Raw genomic sequence first — 13,901 nt, 5'->3', positions numbered from 1 at the left:
GCCACTACAAGGAGCGTACTTTATGATACACCATCAACTAGATCACAACCAACCAGCAAGCACTGAGCCCGTTGCGTTAGCCGAAGCGCAGCTGTTTGAAGTATCCGGCGGCCTACGCATTCGTTTAAGTGATACCGTACCGGTAGTAGGTCCAACACCGAAAGAGCCAGTTTACATAACGATGGCCATTGGTGAAGGCGGTGGAAAGCTACCAGACATTTTGTCGTAGCTTTCAAGATTTAGCGTCAACATATGGATAGACACTAATTCTGTCATATCCATGTGTTGCGCTTCTAACATCCAGATACTCTTATACCAGTGAGTATAAATTATTACCCATAACCCGCTAGCAAGGAATGCGAATGCACGTTGCACTATTAGGAAGCGAGCAAGACCCACAAATTCAACACGTAGCGAAGGCACTTAGTCAAACAACTATCCCTTTTTATATTGCTAATACACAACAGTTCGGTTCAACATGGAGCATTAGCTATGATCCTGATTTTGATGATGGGTTAATTCATTTCAATTCGCCTTCATTGTGCGACCAGCCAAGAGTGACTTTTTCGAACACCAAGGCAGCCTACTGGCATGAATATTTACCGGGAGCTTCGTTGACGGCGTCAAGTGAGAAAGCTCATCCCGACCACACAGTAAATAACCAAATTAAGGTAGAAAAGCCTAAGGATAAGCCATCTAATCTGATAGCAAGCGCTACTTGGACCGAGCAAGAACGGGCAAGTACTTTGCTTTGTTGGTTTAGCTTTAGCGACATCAAATGGGTGAACTCTATCGACGCCGTGAGAAGCCACCAATGTAAGCCTTATCAATCCCGTGTTGCTTGTAAGTTGGGGGCACATATCCCCTACACTTTTGTTGGTAATGCATCGGAAGTCGCTTCTCAGTTTTGCAACAACATGCGCGAAGTTATTTATAAGCCGGTACGCGGCGGGAGAACTGCACAATTTGTGAATAAACAACCTAATATGCGCCCGCTCCTAAATACACTTTTAAGTGAGCGCCCTGTGACCTTCCAAAAGTACATTGCTGGTGAAAATGTACGTAGCTATGTGCTTGGCGATGATGTGTTAAGCGTACAAATTGACTCAAGCGAACTAGATTATAGAAACGATGACAATGCCAGTGTGTCTGTGACTATTATCCCAAACAAGGTCCAGCGTCTGGCTATTAAAATATGCAAAGCGCTAGGCATGCACTGGTGTGCGATAGACTGGCGCAGAAGTACGAAAGGAAAGTACTTTTTTCTAGAGGCGAACCCAAGTCCCTACTTTTTAAAGGTAGAAAACGATACTGGCTTGGATATAACAGACAAATTGGTGGCGCTGCTGATGGAGACTTGACTGATAGGGTCTATGAGGACTCTATATAAAAAATAATAAAGCCTCCCTTTGAATTGGATAACCCAACTATTTCTGGGAGGCCACAACTTAGCGTTAAGTTAAAGGATAAAACGCGATAGATCTTCGTTATCCACTAAGGTTTCTAGGTGGCTGTTAACGTAGTCTGCATCAATCACGAATGACTCACCGCTCTTTTCAGAGGCGTCAAACGAGATGTCTTCCATAAGGCGCTCTAGCACTGTGTGCAAGCGACGTGCGCCAATGTTTTCGGTGCGTTCATTCACCTGCCACGCTGCTTCTGCAATTCGCTGAATGCCCGAATCATCGAAGCTGATATCAACCCCTTCGGTTTTCATTAATGCAACATACTGCTGAGTTAATGACGCGTTTGGCTCGGTTAGAATGCGCTTGAAGTCACCGACTTTAAGGGCAGATAGCTCAACACGAATAGGTAGACGCCCCTGAAGCTCTGGAATAAGATCCGACGGCTTGCTCATTTGGAATGCGCCCGAAGCAATAAACAAGATATGGTCGGTTTTAACCATGCCGTGTTTTGTCGATACCGTTGAACCTTCCACTAGTGGAAGCAGGTCACGCTGTACGCCTTCACGAGACACATCACCTGATGTATTGCCTTCACGCTTACAAATTTTGTCAATTTCGTCTACAAACACAATACCGTGCTGTTCTACTGACTCAATGGCTTTTTCTTTCAAATCTTCTTGATTTACAAGGCGTGCTGCCTCTTCTTCAATAAGCAGTTTAAACGCCTCTTTAATTTTCAGCTTCTTCTTTTTCTTTTGCGAACCCGACAAGTTTTGAAACATGCCTTGAAGCTGATTAGTCATTTCTTCCATGCCAGGAGGCGCCATGATTTCTACGCCCATCTGCGGAAGTGCCACATCAATTTCAATTTCTTTGTCGTCTAGATCGCCTTGGCGTAGTTTCTTGCGAAATGCTTGGCGTGTGCCGCGATCTTCAACGTCTTCTTTGTTGCCCCACGCGTCTTCTGGCGGAGGAAGCAAAACATCTAAAATGCGCTCTTCCGCTGCTTCTTCAGCGCGGAATTTCACTTTCTTCATTTCGTTTTCTTTCGTCATTTTTACCGCGATGTCGGCAAGATCACGAATGATGGTTTCAACTTCTTTACCCACATAGCCCACTTCGGTGAACTTTGTCGCTTCAACCTTAATAAAAGGCGCGTTAGCGAGTTTAGCTAAGCGGCGAGCGATTTCGGTTTTACCCACCCCTGTAGGACCAATCATTAAAATATTTTTTGGCGTAACTTCTTGGCGCAACTCAGGCTCAAGCTGCATACGACGCCAGCGGTTTCTAAGCGCAATAGACACAGCGCGCTTGGCATCTTGTTGACCGATAATGTGTCGGTCTAACTCGTGAACAATTTCTCTTGGTGTCATCTCAGACATGAATAAACCCTTTTCTAACAATACTTGTTGTACTTGCTACGTAAACGAGCGACAACAAGCCAATAATAGCTTTCGCTATTACTTAGTAATCTAGTACATCAACCGTTTGGCTATGGTTAGTGAATACGCAAATATCACCAGCAATGGTCAGCGACTTTTCAGCAATTTCTTTAGCGCTTAACTCGGTATTATTTAAAAGTGCGGTAGCTGCGGCTTGTGCATAGTTACCGCCAGAGCCAATAGCAATAAGATCTTGTTCTGGCTGCACTACGTCACCGTTACCGGTAATGATGAATGACGCCGTTTCATCGGCTACAGCAAGCAGGGCTTCGAGTTTGCGTAGCGCCCTATCTGTCCGCCAGTCTTTGGCAAGTTCAACCGCTGCTTTGGTTAAATGGCCTTGGTGCGCTTCAAGTTTGGCTTCAAAGCGCTCAAATAGCGTAAATGCGTCTGCAGTACCGCCAGCAAAACCCGCTAAAATTTTGTCGTGGTACAAACGGCGCACTTTGCGCGCATTCCCTTTCATTACGGTGTTGCCCAGTGATACCTGTCCGTCACCGGCCATTACCACTTGATTCCCACGTCGTACAGATACAATCGTTGTCACGTTATTTCCCCGTTAAGCTGGGCGCTGCTGCGTTTTTAATCTAGCAAAGGCAGCAGCGTTCAAATTCAATAACAAATAAGTGGGGGAAGGCTTTTTAATTTCAAGGGTAAGATAGAATAATGTGCTCTCAGGGCTGCCTATTATATGGGCTTAGCGAAATCGATATCCTTCAATGTCAAAACCAAAACCACTTTCATATCCCTTTACATACACCCATCCTTTATTCGGTAGGCGTTTGTGCTCGCTTTTCCTTAAGCATAAGCGCCCATCAGACAAGGGGCCGCTCTCCTTTAGCAAAAGTGGATGTCGACAGTGCTTTGAGCCGCTTCCTTTTTCATAAGCAAATTTTCTTTCTATCTTTTGTTTATCGGAGGCTAAATGAAGCGTGTAAGGCAATGCCGTATCAACAAAACTAAAGCTTAAGAAAAAGGCTAATAGCGGCATACCAAATAACGTCATTTTTCCACGTAAATCTTTAGTCACAAACTGCGCGTGCCGCTTATCGATAAAAATGGCAAGATAATAAAAGGCGCTATAGGCAAAAGTGAGAAGTACGATGGCCCAATTCGAATTGTCTAGCCATCCATTGATCACGATAAAATCGGTAAAAGCACTTACGAACATAGCGCCGATAAGTACTAAAAAGGTAATGTTCGATATGCGTGAGACCAAGTGTAGTTCAGACCATTTAGGTCGAGCAACATGCTCATCTTGATGGGTGCTATCCGTATCATTAACAGGTGGCTGCGTTGCCCGCTTTGAAGCGAGCTCACGCTTTGCTGCTTGGTAGCGCTCTGGAAAAGCCTGCTTATCGATATTTTCCAGAACGTCCTCAAGCTCTTCTATGCTATAAGCGGCGTAATCTGGTTGTTCAGTAGTGGCAATACTCATTCAAACTTCCTTGTAAACGCATCCTTTCCCTACGCGCTGTCAGTGCGCCGAATGCAGCGCATTAAGTGTTACCAATAATAAACAGCTACAAATTCCAGTACCAAATTTGGCATGTGGCAATATTCACCTTACGCAGGCTGTGCTTGGCTTTCTCCGCATCGCGCTTAGACTCATAAGGACCCAAAATAACGCGGAACCAATCACCGTTGCTGCCGGTGCTGTGTCTGATAAGTGCCTCTAAACCTTGGAATGCAATTTTGGCTTTCATCTCTTCAGCCTGGGCACGGGTTCTAAACGAGGCGCACTGCATTAGATAGCGTTTGTCAGACTTTTCTTGTTCTTTAACCTCGACTTCTACTTCGTATCCTGGCAGGGTTTTGATGTACTCCCATTCTTCCTCAGGCAGTTCAGGTAAAGACTCTTCGGTAGGTGCAACAGGACGTGATGTTTGAGCATCCACGTCATCTTCAACATTGTCTTTTATCGACCACAAAAACGCGCCAAAGGCGATAACCAATGCAAATACACCGATAAGACGCACAATAGGAAGTTTTCCAGCAACTGACGCATTTATTTGCGCGTTTCCTGCTGGCTTTTTACCTTTACCGGCAGGTTTCTTTTTTTGAGGAGAGCGTCCACGAGAGACATAATCGCGTTGAGCCATAGTCGGCAATATTCCTACTTGTTATCGTTGTTTGTATGCGTAAGAAAACGTCATATACCAATTCTTATGAAGAAGCAGCGTTTCTGCACCTTCAATCCTGCCAAAATTTTAACGTATTGCTACCCAACAAGCTAACTGAAATCGGTAGGATCGATATCTATTGACCACCTTACCTTCATTGCCTGTGGCAACGCCTGTAAAAATGGCAGCGCCAAACGTAGCGCATTGTGAAGTGGTGCACGCTTTTCATGGCTGCACACCAGCATAAACCGAAACCTGCCTTGCCGCTTTTCAATCAGGCAAGGAAACGGACCGTTTATATCAATGGCGTGTCGTTCGTTAAACACCTGCTTACTTTCCTGTAGAAAGCGATAAGCCAAACTGCTATCGGTAGCCTCTGCACGAATAACAAATTGGCTAATAAAAGGCGGCAAGCGCGCCGCTTTTCGTTCCATTAATGCGTGGCGTGCGAAATGCCCATAGCCATTGTTCACTAAATCTTGCAGCAATGGGTGATGTGGATTGTGAGTTTGAAGCCACATTTCGCCGGGTTTGCTGGCACGCCCTGCCCTTCCAGCAAGCTGAGTTACAAGCTGGGCAAGCTTTTCTGGCGCTCTGAAATCCGCACTAAAAAGAGCACCATCACAATCGAGCACCGCCACTAATGTTACATGAGGAAAATGGTGACCTTTTGACAGTATCTGAGTGCCAATCAGCAGCTGATACTCTTGGCGATTAATGGCATCAAGTGTTTGGTGCAGTTTGTCTTTGCCCCGCACGGTATCGCTGTCTATTCGTACTTGTTTGACGCCGGGAAATAAGCTTGCAAGCCCTTGCTCCACTTGCTCGGTTCCCGTACCTGCCGTAACTAATTCATTGTGATGGCAAGCCTCGCAGTTCGATGGCATTGAGCGCATGCCACCGCAGTGATGACACTGTAGTCGGTTCTGCGCTTTATGTACGGTATAAGGCCGGTCACAACGCTTGCACATTACGGTTTCACCACAGTGATGACACAGCAGTGCTGGCGCATAGCCTCTGCGATTCACAAACACTAATACCTGATTCCCCGCACTAATATGCTGGCGCATTATAGTTAGCAGGCCTTGTGAAATGCCGTAATGAATAGGTTGGTCGCGCGCGTCCAACACATGCTGATGGGTGCTTTTCGCACCTCCCGCTCGCTTGGTTAATTGCAAATGGGCATAGCGGCCGCTTAACGCATTATTAAGTGTTTCAAGCGCGGGCGTGGCGCTGCCTAGCAAAAGAGGAATATTATGCTGCTTGGCACGCATGGCAGCTAAATCACGAGCGTGGTAGCGCAGCCCATCCTGCTGCTTAAACGACTCGTCGTGCTCTTCATCCACAATCAACATACCTGGATTGTGTAATGGCGTGAAAATAGCCGAGCGCGTACCAATAATAATACCAAGTTCGCCAGCTTTAGACCGCTGCCAAACGTTTAACCTTTCTTTATCAGAGAGCTGAGAGTGTATAATGCCAACCGCAATACCAAAGCGCTTTTCAAAGCGAGATACCGTCTGGGGCGTAAGACCGATTTCTGGCACAAGTATAAGTACTTGTTTTCCGTTGCGCAGTAAGGGTTCAATAGCCTGAAGGTACACTTCGGTTTTTCCACTACCAGTTACCCCTTCAAGCAAACTTACCGCGAAGTTACCTTGCTGCCGATTAAGTGCAGCAATGGCAACAGACTGCTCAGTGTCTGGAATTGGCTTTTCAGAAAGCGATAATGAAGCAAGCCAACTGCCTGCCTTAAATTCAGGTGCGACCTCTTCAATGCATGCCAATGACTTTTCGACAATCGCTTTAACTGCAGGAGCACCATACTGCTTTCGCGCTTGCAAGGCTATTAAGGCACCACCAGCCAGTGCAGTAAAACAAGCTTGTTGCTTAGGCGCCCGCGATAGCGTGTCTGCGGTCGTTTGTTTACCTTCTTCGGTAAGCATTAGCATGTCTTGCGGCGTGGGGGCCGCCGACTCGCCTTTGCGCAGTAAAACAGGCAGCATGGCGTGCAGCACTTCACCAGGTGCATGATGATAATACTGCCATAGCCACTGGGCCATTTTCAGCAACACACCGTCTATAACCGGAGCGTCGTCAACTACCGACTCAATGGCTTTTAGCTTATCGGTATTATCAATTTCACTTTCAGGTTTTTGTAGGGTTTCAACGACCACACCCACCAATTTGCGTGGACCAAAAGGCACAATCACTCTGACACCCGCACTGAGTACGTTATCGTGGGTATATGTGAAAAGTTGGCGCAGTGGCACTGGCACGGCAACTTGAATATAGGCCATTGCGAACGTTCTACCTTATTTATTGACAACTAACAGGGCACAGTGCGCTTTTTGTACTGATTTTGCTAACACTGAAAATACTTATTTGGCCACGCATTCCATCATTTGCTATTAGAGTCCGTGGGTATAGCCTTGAAAGGTAAATATTTAAACATACTTTACGTTAAAGCATGAAAGGAATGTTGTTTGTGTAGCTCCCTTGGATAGTCTTCTTGCCTGGCTAATTTGTTTAACAATTGGGCATAAACCACTTGATCGAGGCACTTCCATCCTATATTATGCGCCGCTCTTTTTGCGATAGGTTGTTCTTTAAACGACTTATCATTTGAACTAAGTAACGTATGGTGTGCGACTTCGGGTTGTATAGCGATACGGCCTTATTATTTGAGGTAACCCAATGAAACAAGATATCCACCCTAAATACGAAGAAATCACAGCAACTTGCTCATGTGGTAACGTAATGAAGATTCGCTCTACGCTTGGTAAAGACATCAACCTAGACGTATGTTCTTCATGTCACCCATTCTACACTGGTAAGCAACGTAACGTTGATACTGGTGGTCGTGTTGATCGCTTCAAGAAGCGTTTCGGTGCATTGGGCAAAAAGTAAGCCTGATATCGAGTTCGAAAAAGCGCCTTTATGGCGCTTTTTTTTTGCCTGAAGGTGACTACTTACGCTAGAAAACTAACATTGAATGACCTCCCTTGCTGGCAACGCCTCTTATTTAGAGCTAATTGACCATATCAATATCGCTTACATTTAAAAACAAAGCGCTCATTATGCCTAATGAAGCTTTTTGACTCCTGACAAGTGTTTATCCCAGTCCCCTCTACTTTGTTTTTTACACGCTTCTTCACTATCAAAATAAATACCGACGGGAATAGACTTTATAGATTCAAGCGCAGTATTCACCTGATTTATAAAGTCCATATCCCAACCATTAATCAACGCTTGCTGCTTCTTCTGCTCCGTATTAAACACGGCAATAACTTTAGGTGTTTTCCAAGACCCAAGATGAGTAAGCCAGACGAATCCGTTATCGTCAGATTTTACGTTGTCACACACGTCAGTTAGCACTGCGATTAGTTTTCTTTCTGTCATATTCTTTGTCTTCAAAGCTATCCTGAGAGGCCTTTCATCCTAGTTTATCAGAAATATAAAACCTAAAAATAAAAGACGGTTTTTAGGATTCATATTTTTAAGAACTGTTTTTACGGGTATGGATTAATAGACTATCAGTCACACTAACACTCTATCAACACACTGCCTTTCAATACACCAACAGAATGAAAACAGGGTTAAAAATAAATTTTATGAATGGCAATTATAGGCTTATTTTACTGGTCTAATTAGTATGCCTAACCTACATTGATAAATGATAATTCTGATCAGATATGTACACAGTGATTGGCTGTGTTAGAGTTGCGAACGGCACTTTGATAGTGAGCATTAATATTATGAATAATGCTCTATTACTAAGACTTGTGGCGCTTTTGTGTTTAAATTTTGGCCTACGTGTTAGGCCTAATATCAACAGCGATATGTGAGGAGAATCACGCAGAGTTAACGCTAGGTCTGCAAGTTCCGACATACCACACCAGTGCTAACAACTATTTATAATCACTTTTGTCATTAGTTGGTTGTAACGCGCTTACGTTTATCTACCCATAACTACAACGATAATAAAATAGCGACAGAGCGTGAACGTAAACACTGATGAACCCTACATCTAAGGATACCTTTTTACATGTCAGATTTTAGACAACGCGCACTCGACTATCACGCCAAACCCACACCTGGAAAGATCCGCGTAGAGCTATCTAAACCTGCCGATAGCGTCGACGATCTTGCTCTTGCTTATAGCCCAGGCGTCGCCGAACCGGTGAGAGAAATCGCCGAAGATGCAGATAATGCCTATAAGTATACGGGTAAAGGCAACCTTATTGCTGTTATTAGTAACGGAACGGCAATTTTAGGCTTGGGTAATTTAGGCCCATTAGCTTCAAAACCTGTCATGGAAGGCAAGGCGCTTTTGTTTAAACGCTTTGCTGGTTTAGATGCTATTGATATTGAAGTAAAACATCGTACTACAGAAGAATTCATCAATACTGTAGCAAATATTGCTGATACGTTCGGTGGTATCAACCTAGAAGATATCAAAGCGCCTGAGTGCTTTGAAATTGAGCAAGAGTTGATTAAGCGCTGTAAAATTCCAGTATTTCATGATGATCAGCACGGTACCGCTATTGTAACCGCAGCAGGTATGCTTAACGCGCTGGAGATTCAGGGCAAAAATATAGAGAGCGCTAAAATCGTTTGCATGGGTGCTGGCGCAGCAGCGGTTGCCTGTATGGAGCTATTGATTAAGTGTGGAGCCCAACGCGAGCGCATCTACATGTTAGATAGAAAAGGTGTTATCCACACTCGTCGCGAAGACTTGACTGAGCATAAGAAGCTTTTTGCTAACAATACCGATAAGCGCACCCTTGAAGACGTAATGGAAGGCGCTGATATCTTTGTTGGTGTATCAGGCCCTGATGTTTTACCGCCTGAAGCACTTTCTTTGATGGCTGAGAACCCAATTGTGTTTGCATGCTCAAACCCTGACCCAGAGATAAAGCCTGAACTTGCTCACGAAGTACGCAAAGACCTAATTATGGCTACTGGTCGCTCGGATTATCCTAATCAGGTAAACAACGTACTGTGCTTTCCGTTCATTTTCCGCGGCGCCCTTGATGTTCGCGCGACGGCCATTAATGATGAGATGAAAGTGGCGGCGGTTGAAGCCCTTCGCTCTATCACAAAAGAACCCGTTCCAGAAGAAGTATTAGCTGCGAGCAAAAGCGATAGCCTGACATTTGGTAAGGAGTACATTATTCCTAAACCTATGGACCCGCGTTTATGTGAACGTATCGCTACTGCGGTATCTAAGGCGGCTATTGAGTCGGGCGTTGCACGAGTGCCTGAAAGCCCAGAAGAATAAAAGTAAATAAAAAACGGCGCTGTGTTGAAGATTATCACTTACAACACAGCGCCGTTTCTCTTTAATACTAAATATCAGTCGTCTTGAGACACATCATTTTCGAAGCTTGGGTCAATACCCATTTCTTCCATAATACGCCTTGCTTCAGCCGGCACTCGATTAGGATTGTCTTTACGTAAGTCGTCATCGTTAGGCAAAGGTTGCCCGGTAAACGCGTGTAAAAATGCCTCGCACAACAGTTCCGAGTTAGTGGCGTGGCGCAAATTATTGATCTGGCGGCGGGTGCGCTCATCAGTAAGCGCTTTAAGCACATTAATAGGTATAGATACAGTGACTTTCTTTACCTGTTCGCTCTTTTTCCCATGCTCTGCGTAGGGGTGAATATATTTACCGTTCCATTCTGCCATTGTAATAACTCGGTCTACTCTTTTTATATTATGAAGAGAAATTCTAAACAAGTTCACGAAAAGGTCAATTGAGCAGTGTAAACCTCTTGACGTCTAGACATATATTCTTTAATTTAGACGTCTAAACGTCTATAAGATTACATTTTTGAGAGTATAAACCATGGTTTCTTACGCACAAGGTATCGATGCATTAAACCAGTCCCTGTCGGAACTGCGTGATATTGATGTATCTTTTGAATTCTTTCCGCCTAAAACGGAAGCCATGGAACAGACCCTGTGGAAGTCAGTTGAACGTCTAGCGCCGCTAAAGCCAAGCTACATGTCGGTAACCTACGGCGCGAATAGCGGTGAGCGTGACAGAACCCACGACGTAGTAAAACGCATTCAGCAGCAAACCGGTGTCGCGGCGGTTCCTCACTTGACCTGTGTTGATGCTAGCCGTGATGAGCTTAAGCAAATTGCAAAAGACTACTGGGACTCAGGTATCCGCCGTATTGTTGCGCTTCGTGGCGATTTACCGCCAGGGGTAGAAAAAACAGAGATGTATGCCTCTGATCTTGTTGCCTTGCTAAAAGACGTTGCCGATTTTGATATATCAGTTGCTGCCTACCCGGAAAAACACCCTGAAGCGCCAAATGCGCAATTCGACTTGCTAAATCTTAAACGCAAGGCCGAAGCTGGCGCTACCGAAGCGATAACCCAGTTCTTCTTCGACACAAGTGTTTACCTGCGATTTAGAGACCGCGCTGCTGCAGCTGGTGTCGACTTAGATATCGTTCCGGGTATATTGCCGGTAACCAACTACCAAACACTTGTGAAATTCGCGGGGTTCACAAATGTTCATGTACCGGGATGGTTGCACAAAATGTTCGACGGCCTTGATGCCGATGACCAAGCCACCCGTAATTTAATAGGCGCTAACATTGCTATGGACCAAGTTAAAGTACTAGCTAAAGAAGGGGTAAAACACTTCCATTTCTATACTTTGAACCGTAGTGAATTAAGCTACGCCATCTGCCACATGTTGGGCGTGCGTTCAGGCGATTGATTTTGTATAGCGATAACAAGACTACACGAGTAGATGACTAAAGGCGCACTTCATGCGCCTTTGTTGTATAAAGAATACATTAACCTTTTGCCAGTAACGCCAACGCCAGTTACCATTTGCTGTAATATGAATTGAACTATTGATACCGTAAGGTCTCCCATCAAGAGATCGCACTGTTTATCGGCCAGAGGGTATCGCCAGGAGAAGTCGAGTGGATTTAGACAAGGTTAAAGCCTTATATAACAATGTTACCCCTCAACTAAGGGAACTCTTCAGCATCTTTATAAAACGCTGCAGAGAGGACAACATTACTATCTCTGCTGGGCACTTGGCTTATGTAACTTTGTTATCTTTAGTACCCTTTATTATGGTGACCTTCACTATAATGTCGGCCTTTCCGGCCTTCGCATCAGTAAGAAACAAACTTGAGCATTTTGTATTTAGTAACTTTGTTCCCACCGCCAGCGATGTGGTACACAAATACATGACTGATTTTGTGGGCAACGCCTCACAAATGAGCGCCATTGGCATTTTGTCCCTGCTGGTCGTGGCGCTAATGCTGATATCAAACGTGGATAAAACCTTAAATAGAATTTGGCGTACGCAAAGTGACAGACCTATTGTGTATACCTTCGCTATTTACTGGATGGTAATCACGCTTGGCCCTATGTTGATTGGTTCTAGTGTAGTGGTCAGTTCCTATTTGACTGGATTAGCGGCATTCACTGAAGAATACACGCCAGGTCTTGGTACCTTCTTACTCAGCCTTGTACCCAGCGGTGCAGCCATGCTTGCATTCACTATTTTATACATGGTGGTGCCGAATAGACGGGTGTTTGCTCGTCATGCTTTCGTAGGCGCGATTGTAGCCACTATTGCTTTTGAAATTACTAAGTCAGGCTTTGCGCTTTATGTAACAAACTTTCCGTCTTATGAGTTAATTTATGGTGCCCTTGCGGTGGTACCTATTCTGTTTTTATGGGTGTATTTGTCGTGGATAATTGTGCTGTTCGGTGCTGAATTCACGTGTAGCTTAGGCGAAGCTTTTGAAAACCGTAAAGCAGAGAACGAACCACGCAAGGTTCCAAAGGAATAGTCGACCAAGGGTATAGTCGGGCGTAGTTATGATTTACCTCACGGGGCGGCTTTAAACCAGTGTGCACAGATGCTCTCTAAAAATGTATAAAACGAAAGAAGGGAGCTGTAAGCTCCCTTCTTTATAATTGATGCCTAACTAACGGCTAGTTTTTCATTGAAGATATAAAGGCGTCAGACTCAGCGATAGCTGAATTCATTTGTCTGATAAGCTGAGCAACGTTATTTTCAATAGTAGAAAGTTCGCCCTGCAGTGCACCAATGGCGCTGGCATTTAAGTTGTGCTTAAGGTACAGCACATTATCTTGAAGTGCGCTTAATACTGGTGGCATTTTGCTTTCAGCTTTACGCATAGCTGTCATTAATGAAGAATAGCGACGCTTGGTCTCGCGGAGCTTTGCTGCGCTATCCTGTTTCAACGACGCGTTCTCATATTTTTCAAGCTCTTCTGACCACTCATCAAATAAAGCTTCAGCAACGCTTTCCACTTTATCGATGCGTGAACTCACTTCTTCTGAAGCGGCAACGCTGTCTTCGTACTGACCATTCAAGCGGTTGTAGACGTCTTCAAGCTCTCCACCATCGAACTCGACTGCAGCACTGAATGCTTCTAACGCAGAGTTAAACTGCTCTTGTGCGTCTTCCTGTGATTCTTTTGCGTTTTCAACGCGGTCAACTAAGATATCGCGCTTTTCAACGCCCACCTTTTCCCATGCTGCGTAATACGCAGACTGACACCCACTAAGGGCAAGCATAGCAACAAATGCTGATGCGATTAACTTCATGCGGTTACTCCACCTCTAAAACGTGCTGCGCTTATAATACAAATCAAATGCAAAAGGGCGCCTAAAGGCCAAAAGACAATGGCAAGTACCACAGTTGCAGCTAAGGCATAACATACTCCTACTGTGATGAAAAAGAACAATGCACCTAAAATTCTTCCTTGTACCAGGTGACCTAACCCAGGAATAAAGAAGTTACAAATTGCGGCGATTACATTACCGCCCGATCCTTGACCTGCCATATCAACATCCTCGCATTTATGACTATAATATGATTAGCTAGCACGTAATGACACTTGTTCTATAGTATAGAC

At 44.7% G+C, this 13,901-nt stretch carries 15 protein-coding genes; 6 read left to right on the top strand and 9 right to left on the bottom strand.

Going from position 1 to position 13,901, the window contains the following annotated elements:
• The first annotated feature begins 22 nt into the window (after positions 1-22).
• Both ACYX4M_RS09295 and ACYX4M_RS09290 read left to right on the top strand, forming a co-directional pair.
• On the top strand, positions 23-229 hold the full coding sequence (locus ACYX4M_RS09295; RefSeq protein WP_476082773.1) for a hypothetical protein: 207 nt from the start codon (positions 23-25) through the stop codon (positions 227-229).
• A gap of 133 nt (positions 230-362) precedes the next feature.
• Positions 363-1,361, top strand: a complete 999-nt coding sequence (locus ACYX4M_RS09290; protein ID WP_476082772.1) for an ATP-grasp domain-containing protein — start codon at positions 363-365, stop codon at positions 1,359-1,361.
• A 98-nt stretch (positions 1,362-1,459) separates the two neighbouring features.
• Here ACYX4M_RS09290 and hslU read toward each other — a convergent pair whose 3' ends face one another.
• From hslU to priA, 5 genes are all read right to left on the bottom strand, one after another.
• On the bottom strand, positions 1,460-2,788 hold the full coding sequence (gene hslU, locus ACYX4M_RS09285) for an HslU--HslV peptidase ATPase subunit (RefSeq protein ID WP_334059868.1): 1,329 nt from the start codon (positions 2,786-2,788) through the stop codon (positions 1,460-1,462).
• 82 nt (positions 2,789-2,870) lie between these two features.
• Positions 2,871-3,395, bottom strand: a complete 525-nt coding sequence (hslV, locus tag ACYX4M_RS09280) for an ATP-dependent protease subunit HslV (protein ID WP_334059867.1) — start codon at positions 3,393-3,395, stop codon at positions 2,871-2,873.
• Positions 3,396-3,545: 150 nt separating this feature from the next.
• A complete protein-coding gene (locus tag ACYX4M_RS09275) occupies positions 3,546-4,286 on the bottom strand; it encodes a hypothetical protein (RefSeq protein WP_476082771.1) in 741 nt (246 codons plus the stop codon).
• 85 nt (positions 4,287-4,371) lie between these two features.
• A complete protein-coding gene (locus ACYX4M_RS09270; protein ID WP_476082770.1) occupies positions 4,372-4,950 on the bottom strand; it encodes an SPOR domain-containing protein in 579 nt (192 codons plus the stop codon).
• Between the two features lie 131 nt (positions 4,951-5,081).
• The gene (gene priA, locus ACYX4M_RS09265) at positions 5,082-7,271 is read right to left on the bottom strand and encodes a primosomal protein N' (RefSeq protein ID WP_476082769.1); all 2,190 of its coding nucleotides are present in this window, start codon (positions 7,269-7,271) and stop codon (positions 5,082-5,084) included.
• A 397-nt stretch (positions 7,272-7,668) separates the two neighbouring features.
• On the opposite strand from priA, the gene rpmE reads away from it, so the two are divergent.
• The gene (rpmE, locus tag ACYX4M_RS09260; RefSeq protein WP_012519872.1) at positions 7,669-7,881 is read left to right on the top strand and encodes a 50S ribosomal protein L31; all 213 of its coding nucleotides are present in this window, start codon (positions 7,669-7,671) and stop codon (positions 7,879-7,881) included.
• Positions 7,882-8,055: 174 nt separating this feature from the next.
• Here rpmE and ACYX4M_RS09255 read toward each other — a convergent pair whose 3' ends face one another.
• Positions 8,056-8,373 carry a hypothetical protein gene (locus tag ACYX4M_RS09255; RefSeq protein WP_476082768.1) on the bottom strand — a complete coding sequence of 106 codons (318 nt, stop codon included), beginning with the start codon at positions 8,371-8,373 and terminating at the stop codon, positions 8,056-8,058.
• A 646-nt stretch (positions 8,374-9,019) separates the two neighbouring features.
• Between ACYX4M_RS09255 and ACYX4M_RS09250 the strand changes: the two genes are divergently transcribed.
• Positions 9,020-10,255, top strand: a complete 1,236-nt coding sequence (locus ACYX4M_RS09250; RefSeq protein ID WP_334059862.1) for a malic enzyme-like NAD(P)-binding protein — start codon at positions 9,020-9,022, stop codon at positions 10,253-10,255.
• Between the two features lie 74 nt (positions 10,256-10,329).
• On the opposite strand, the gene metJ is transcribed toward ACYX4M_RS09250, so the two are convergent.
• Positions 10,330-10,662, bottom strand: coding sequence for a met regulon transcriptional regulator MetJ (gene metJ / locus ACYX4M_RS09245; protein WP_476082767.1), 333 nt, complete (start codon positions 10,660-10,662; stop codon positions 10,330-10,332).
• 160 nt (positions 10,663-10,822) lie between these two features.
• On the opposite strand from metJ, the gene metF reads away from it, so the two are divergent.
• Positions 10,823-11,710: a methylenetetrahydrofolate reductase gene (gene metF, locus ACYX4M_RS09240; RefSeq protein WP_476082766.1), complete on the top strand. Its 888-nt coding sequence runs from the start codon at positions 10,823-10,825 to the stop codon at positions 11,708-11,710.
• 211 nt (positions 11,711-11,921) lie between these two features.
• On the top strand, positions 11,922-12,806 hold the full coding sequence (locus ACYX4M_RS09235; protein WP_476082765.1) for a virulence factor BrkB family protein: 885 nt from the start codon (positions 11,922-11,924) through the stop codon (positions 12,804-12,806).
• A 145-nt stretch (positions 12,807-12,951) separates the two neighbouring features.
• On the opposite strand, the gene ACYX4M_RS09230 is transcribed toward ACYX4M_RS09235, so the two are convergent.
• Together ACYX4M_RS09230 and ACYX4M_RS09225 are read right to left on the bottom strand one after the other, a co-directional pair.
• Positions 12,952-13,590 carry a DUF2959 domain-containing protein gene (locus ACYX4M_RS09230; protein ID WP_476082764.1) on the bottom strand — a complete coding sequence of 213 codons (639 nt, stop codon included), beginning with the start codon at positions 13,588-13,590 and terminating at the stop codon, positions 12,952-12,954.
• Positions 13,587-13,829, bottom strand: coding sequence for a hypothetical protein (locus ACYX4M_RS09225; protein WP_025257569.1), 243 nt, complete (start codon positions 13,827-13,829; stop codon positions 13,587-13,589). Before ACYX4M_RS09225 ends, ACYX4M_RS09230 begins: the two co-directional genes overlap by 4 nt.
• Between the last annotated feature and the right edge of the window lie 72 nt (positions 13,830-13,901).

It is taken from the genome of Alteromonas sp. ABV4_150 (assembly GCF_056311745.1).
This window is presented reverse-complemented; position numbering and strand designations above follow the sequence as displayed.

Excerpts from the sequence above, each read along its gene's own strand:
- hslU (WP_334059868.1), bottom strand. The coding sequence starts at position 2,788 with ATGTCTGAGATGACACCAAGAGAAATTGTTCACGAGTTAGACCGACAC.
- ACYX4M_RS09250 (WP_334059862.1), top strand. The coding sequence starts at position 9,020 with ATGTCAGATTTTAGACAACGCGCACTCGACTATCACGCCAAACCCACA.
- metJ (WP_476082767.1), bottom strand. The coding sequence starts at position 10,662 with ATGGCAGAATGGAACGGTAAATATATTCACCCCTACGCAGAGCATGGG.
- metF (WP_476082766.1), top strand. The coding sequence starts at position 10,823 with ATGGTTTCTTACGCACAAGGTATCGATGCATTAAACCAGTCCCTGTCG.
- rpmE (WP_012519872.1), top strand. The coding sequence starts at position 7,669 with ATGAAACAAGATATCCACCCTAAATACGAAGAAATCACAGCAACTTGC.
- ACYX4M_RS09230 (WP_476082764.1), bottom strand. The coding sequence starts at position 13,590 with ATGAAGTTAATCGCATCAGCATTTGTTGCTATGCTTGCCCTTAGTGGG.
- ACYX4M_RS09225 (WP_025257569.1), bottom strand. The coding sequence starts at position 13,829 with ATGGCAGGTCAAGGATCGGGCGGTAATGTAATCGCCGCAATTTGTAAC.
- ACYX4M_RS09255 (WP_476082768.1), bottom strand. The coding sequence starts at position 8,373 with ATGACAGAAAGAAAACTAATCGCAGTGCTAACTGACGTGTGTGACAAC.
- ACYX4M_RS09275 (WP_476082771.1), bottom strand. The coding sequence starts at position 4,286 with ATGAGTATTGCCACTACTGAACAACCAGATTACGCCGCTTATAGCATA.
- ACYX4M_RS09290 (WP_476082772.1), top strand. The coding sequence starts at position 363 with ATGCACGTTGCACTATTAGGAAGCGAGCAAGACCCACAAATTCAACAC.
- ACYX4M_RS09295 (WP_476082773.1), top strand. The coding sequence starts at position 23 with ATGATACACCATCAACTAGATCACAACCAACCAGCAAGCACTGAGCCC.
- priA (WP_476082769.1), bottom strand. The coding sequence starts at position 7,271 with ATGGCCTATATTCAAGTTGCCGTGCCAGTGCCACTGCGCCAACTTTTC.
- ACYX4M_RS09270 (WP_476082770.1), bottom strand. The coding sequence starts at position 4,950 with ATGGCTCAACGCGATTATGTCTCTCGTGGACGCTCTCCTCAAAAAAAG.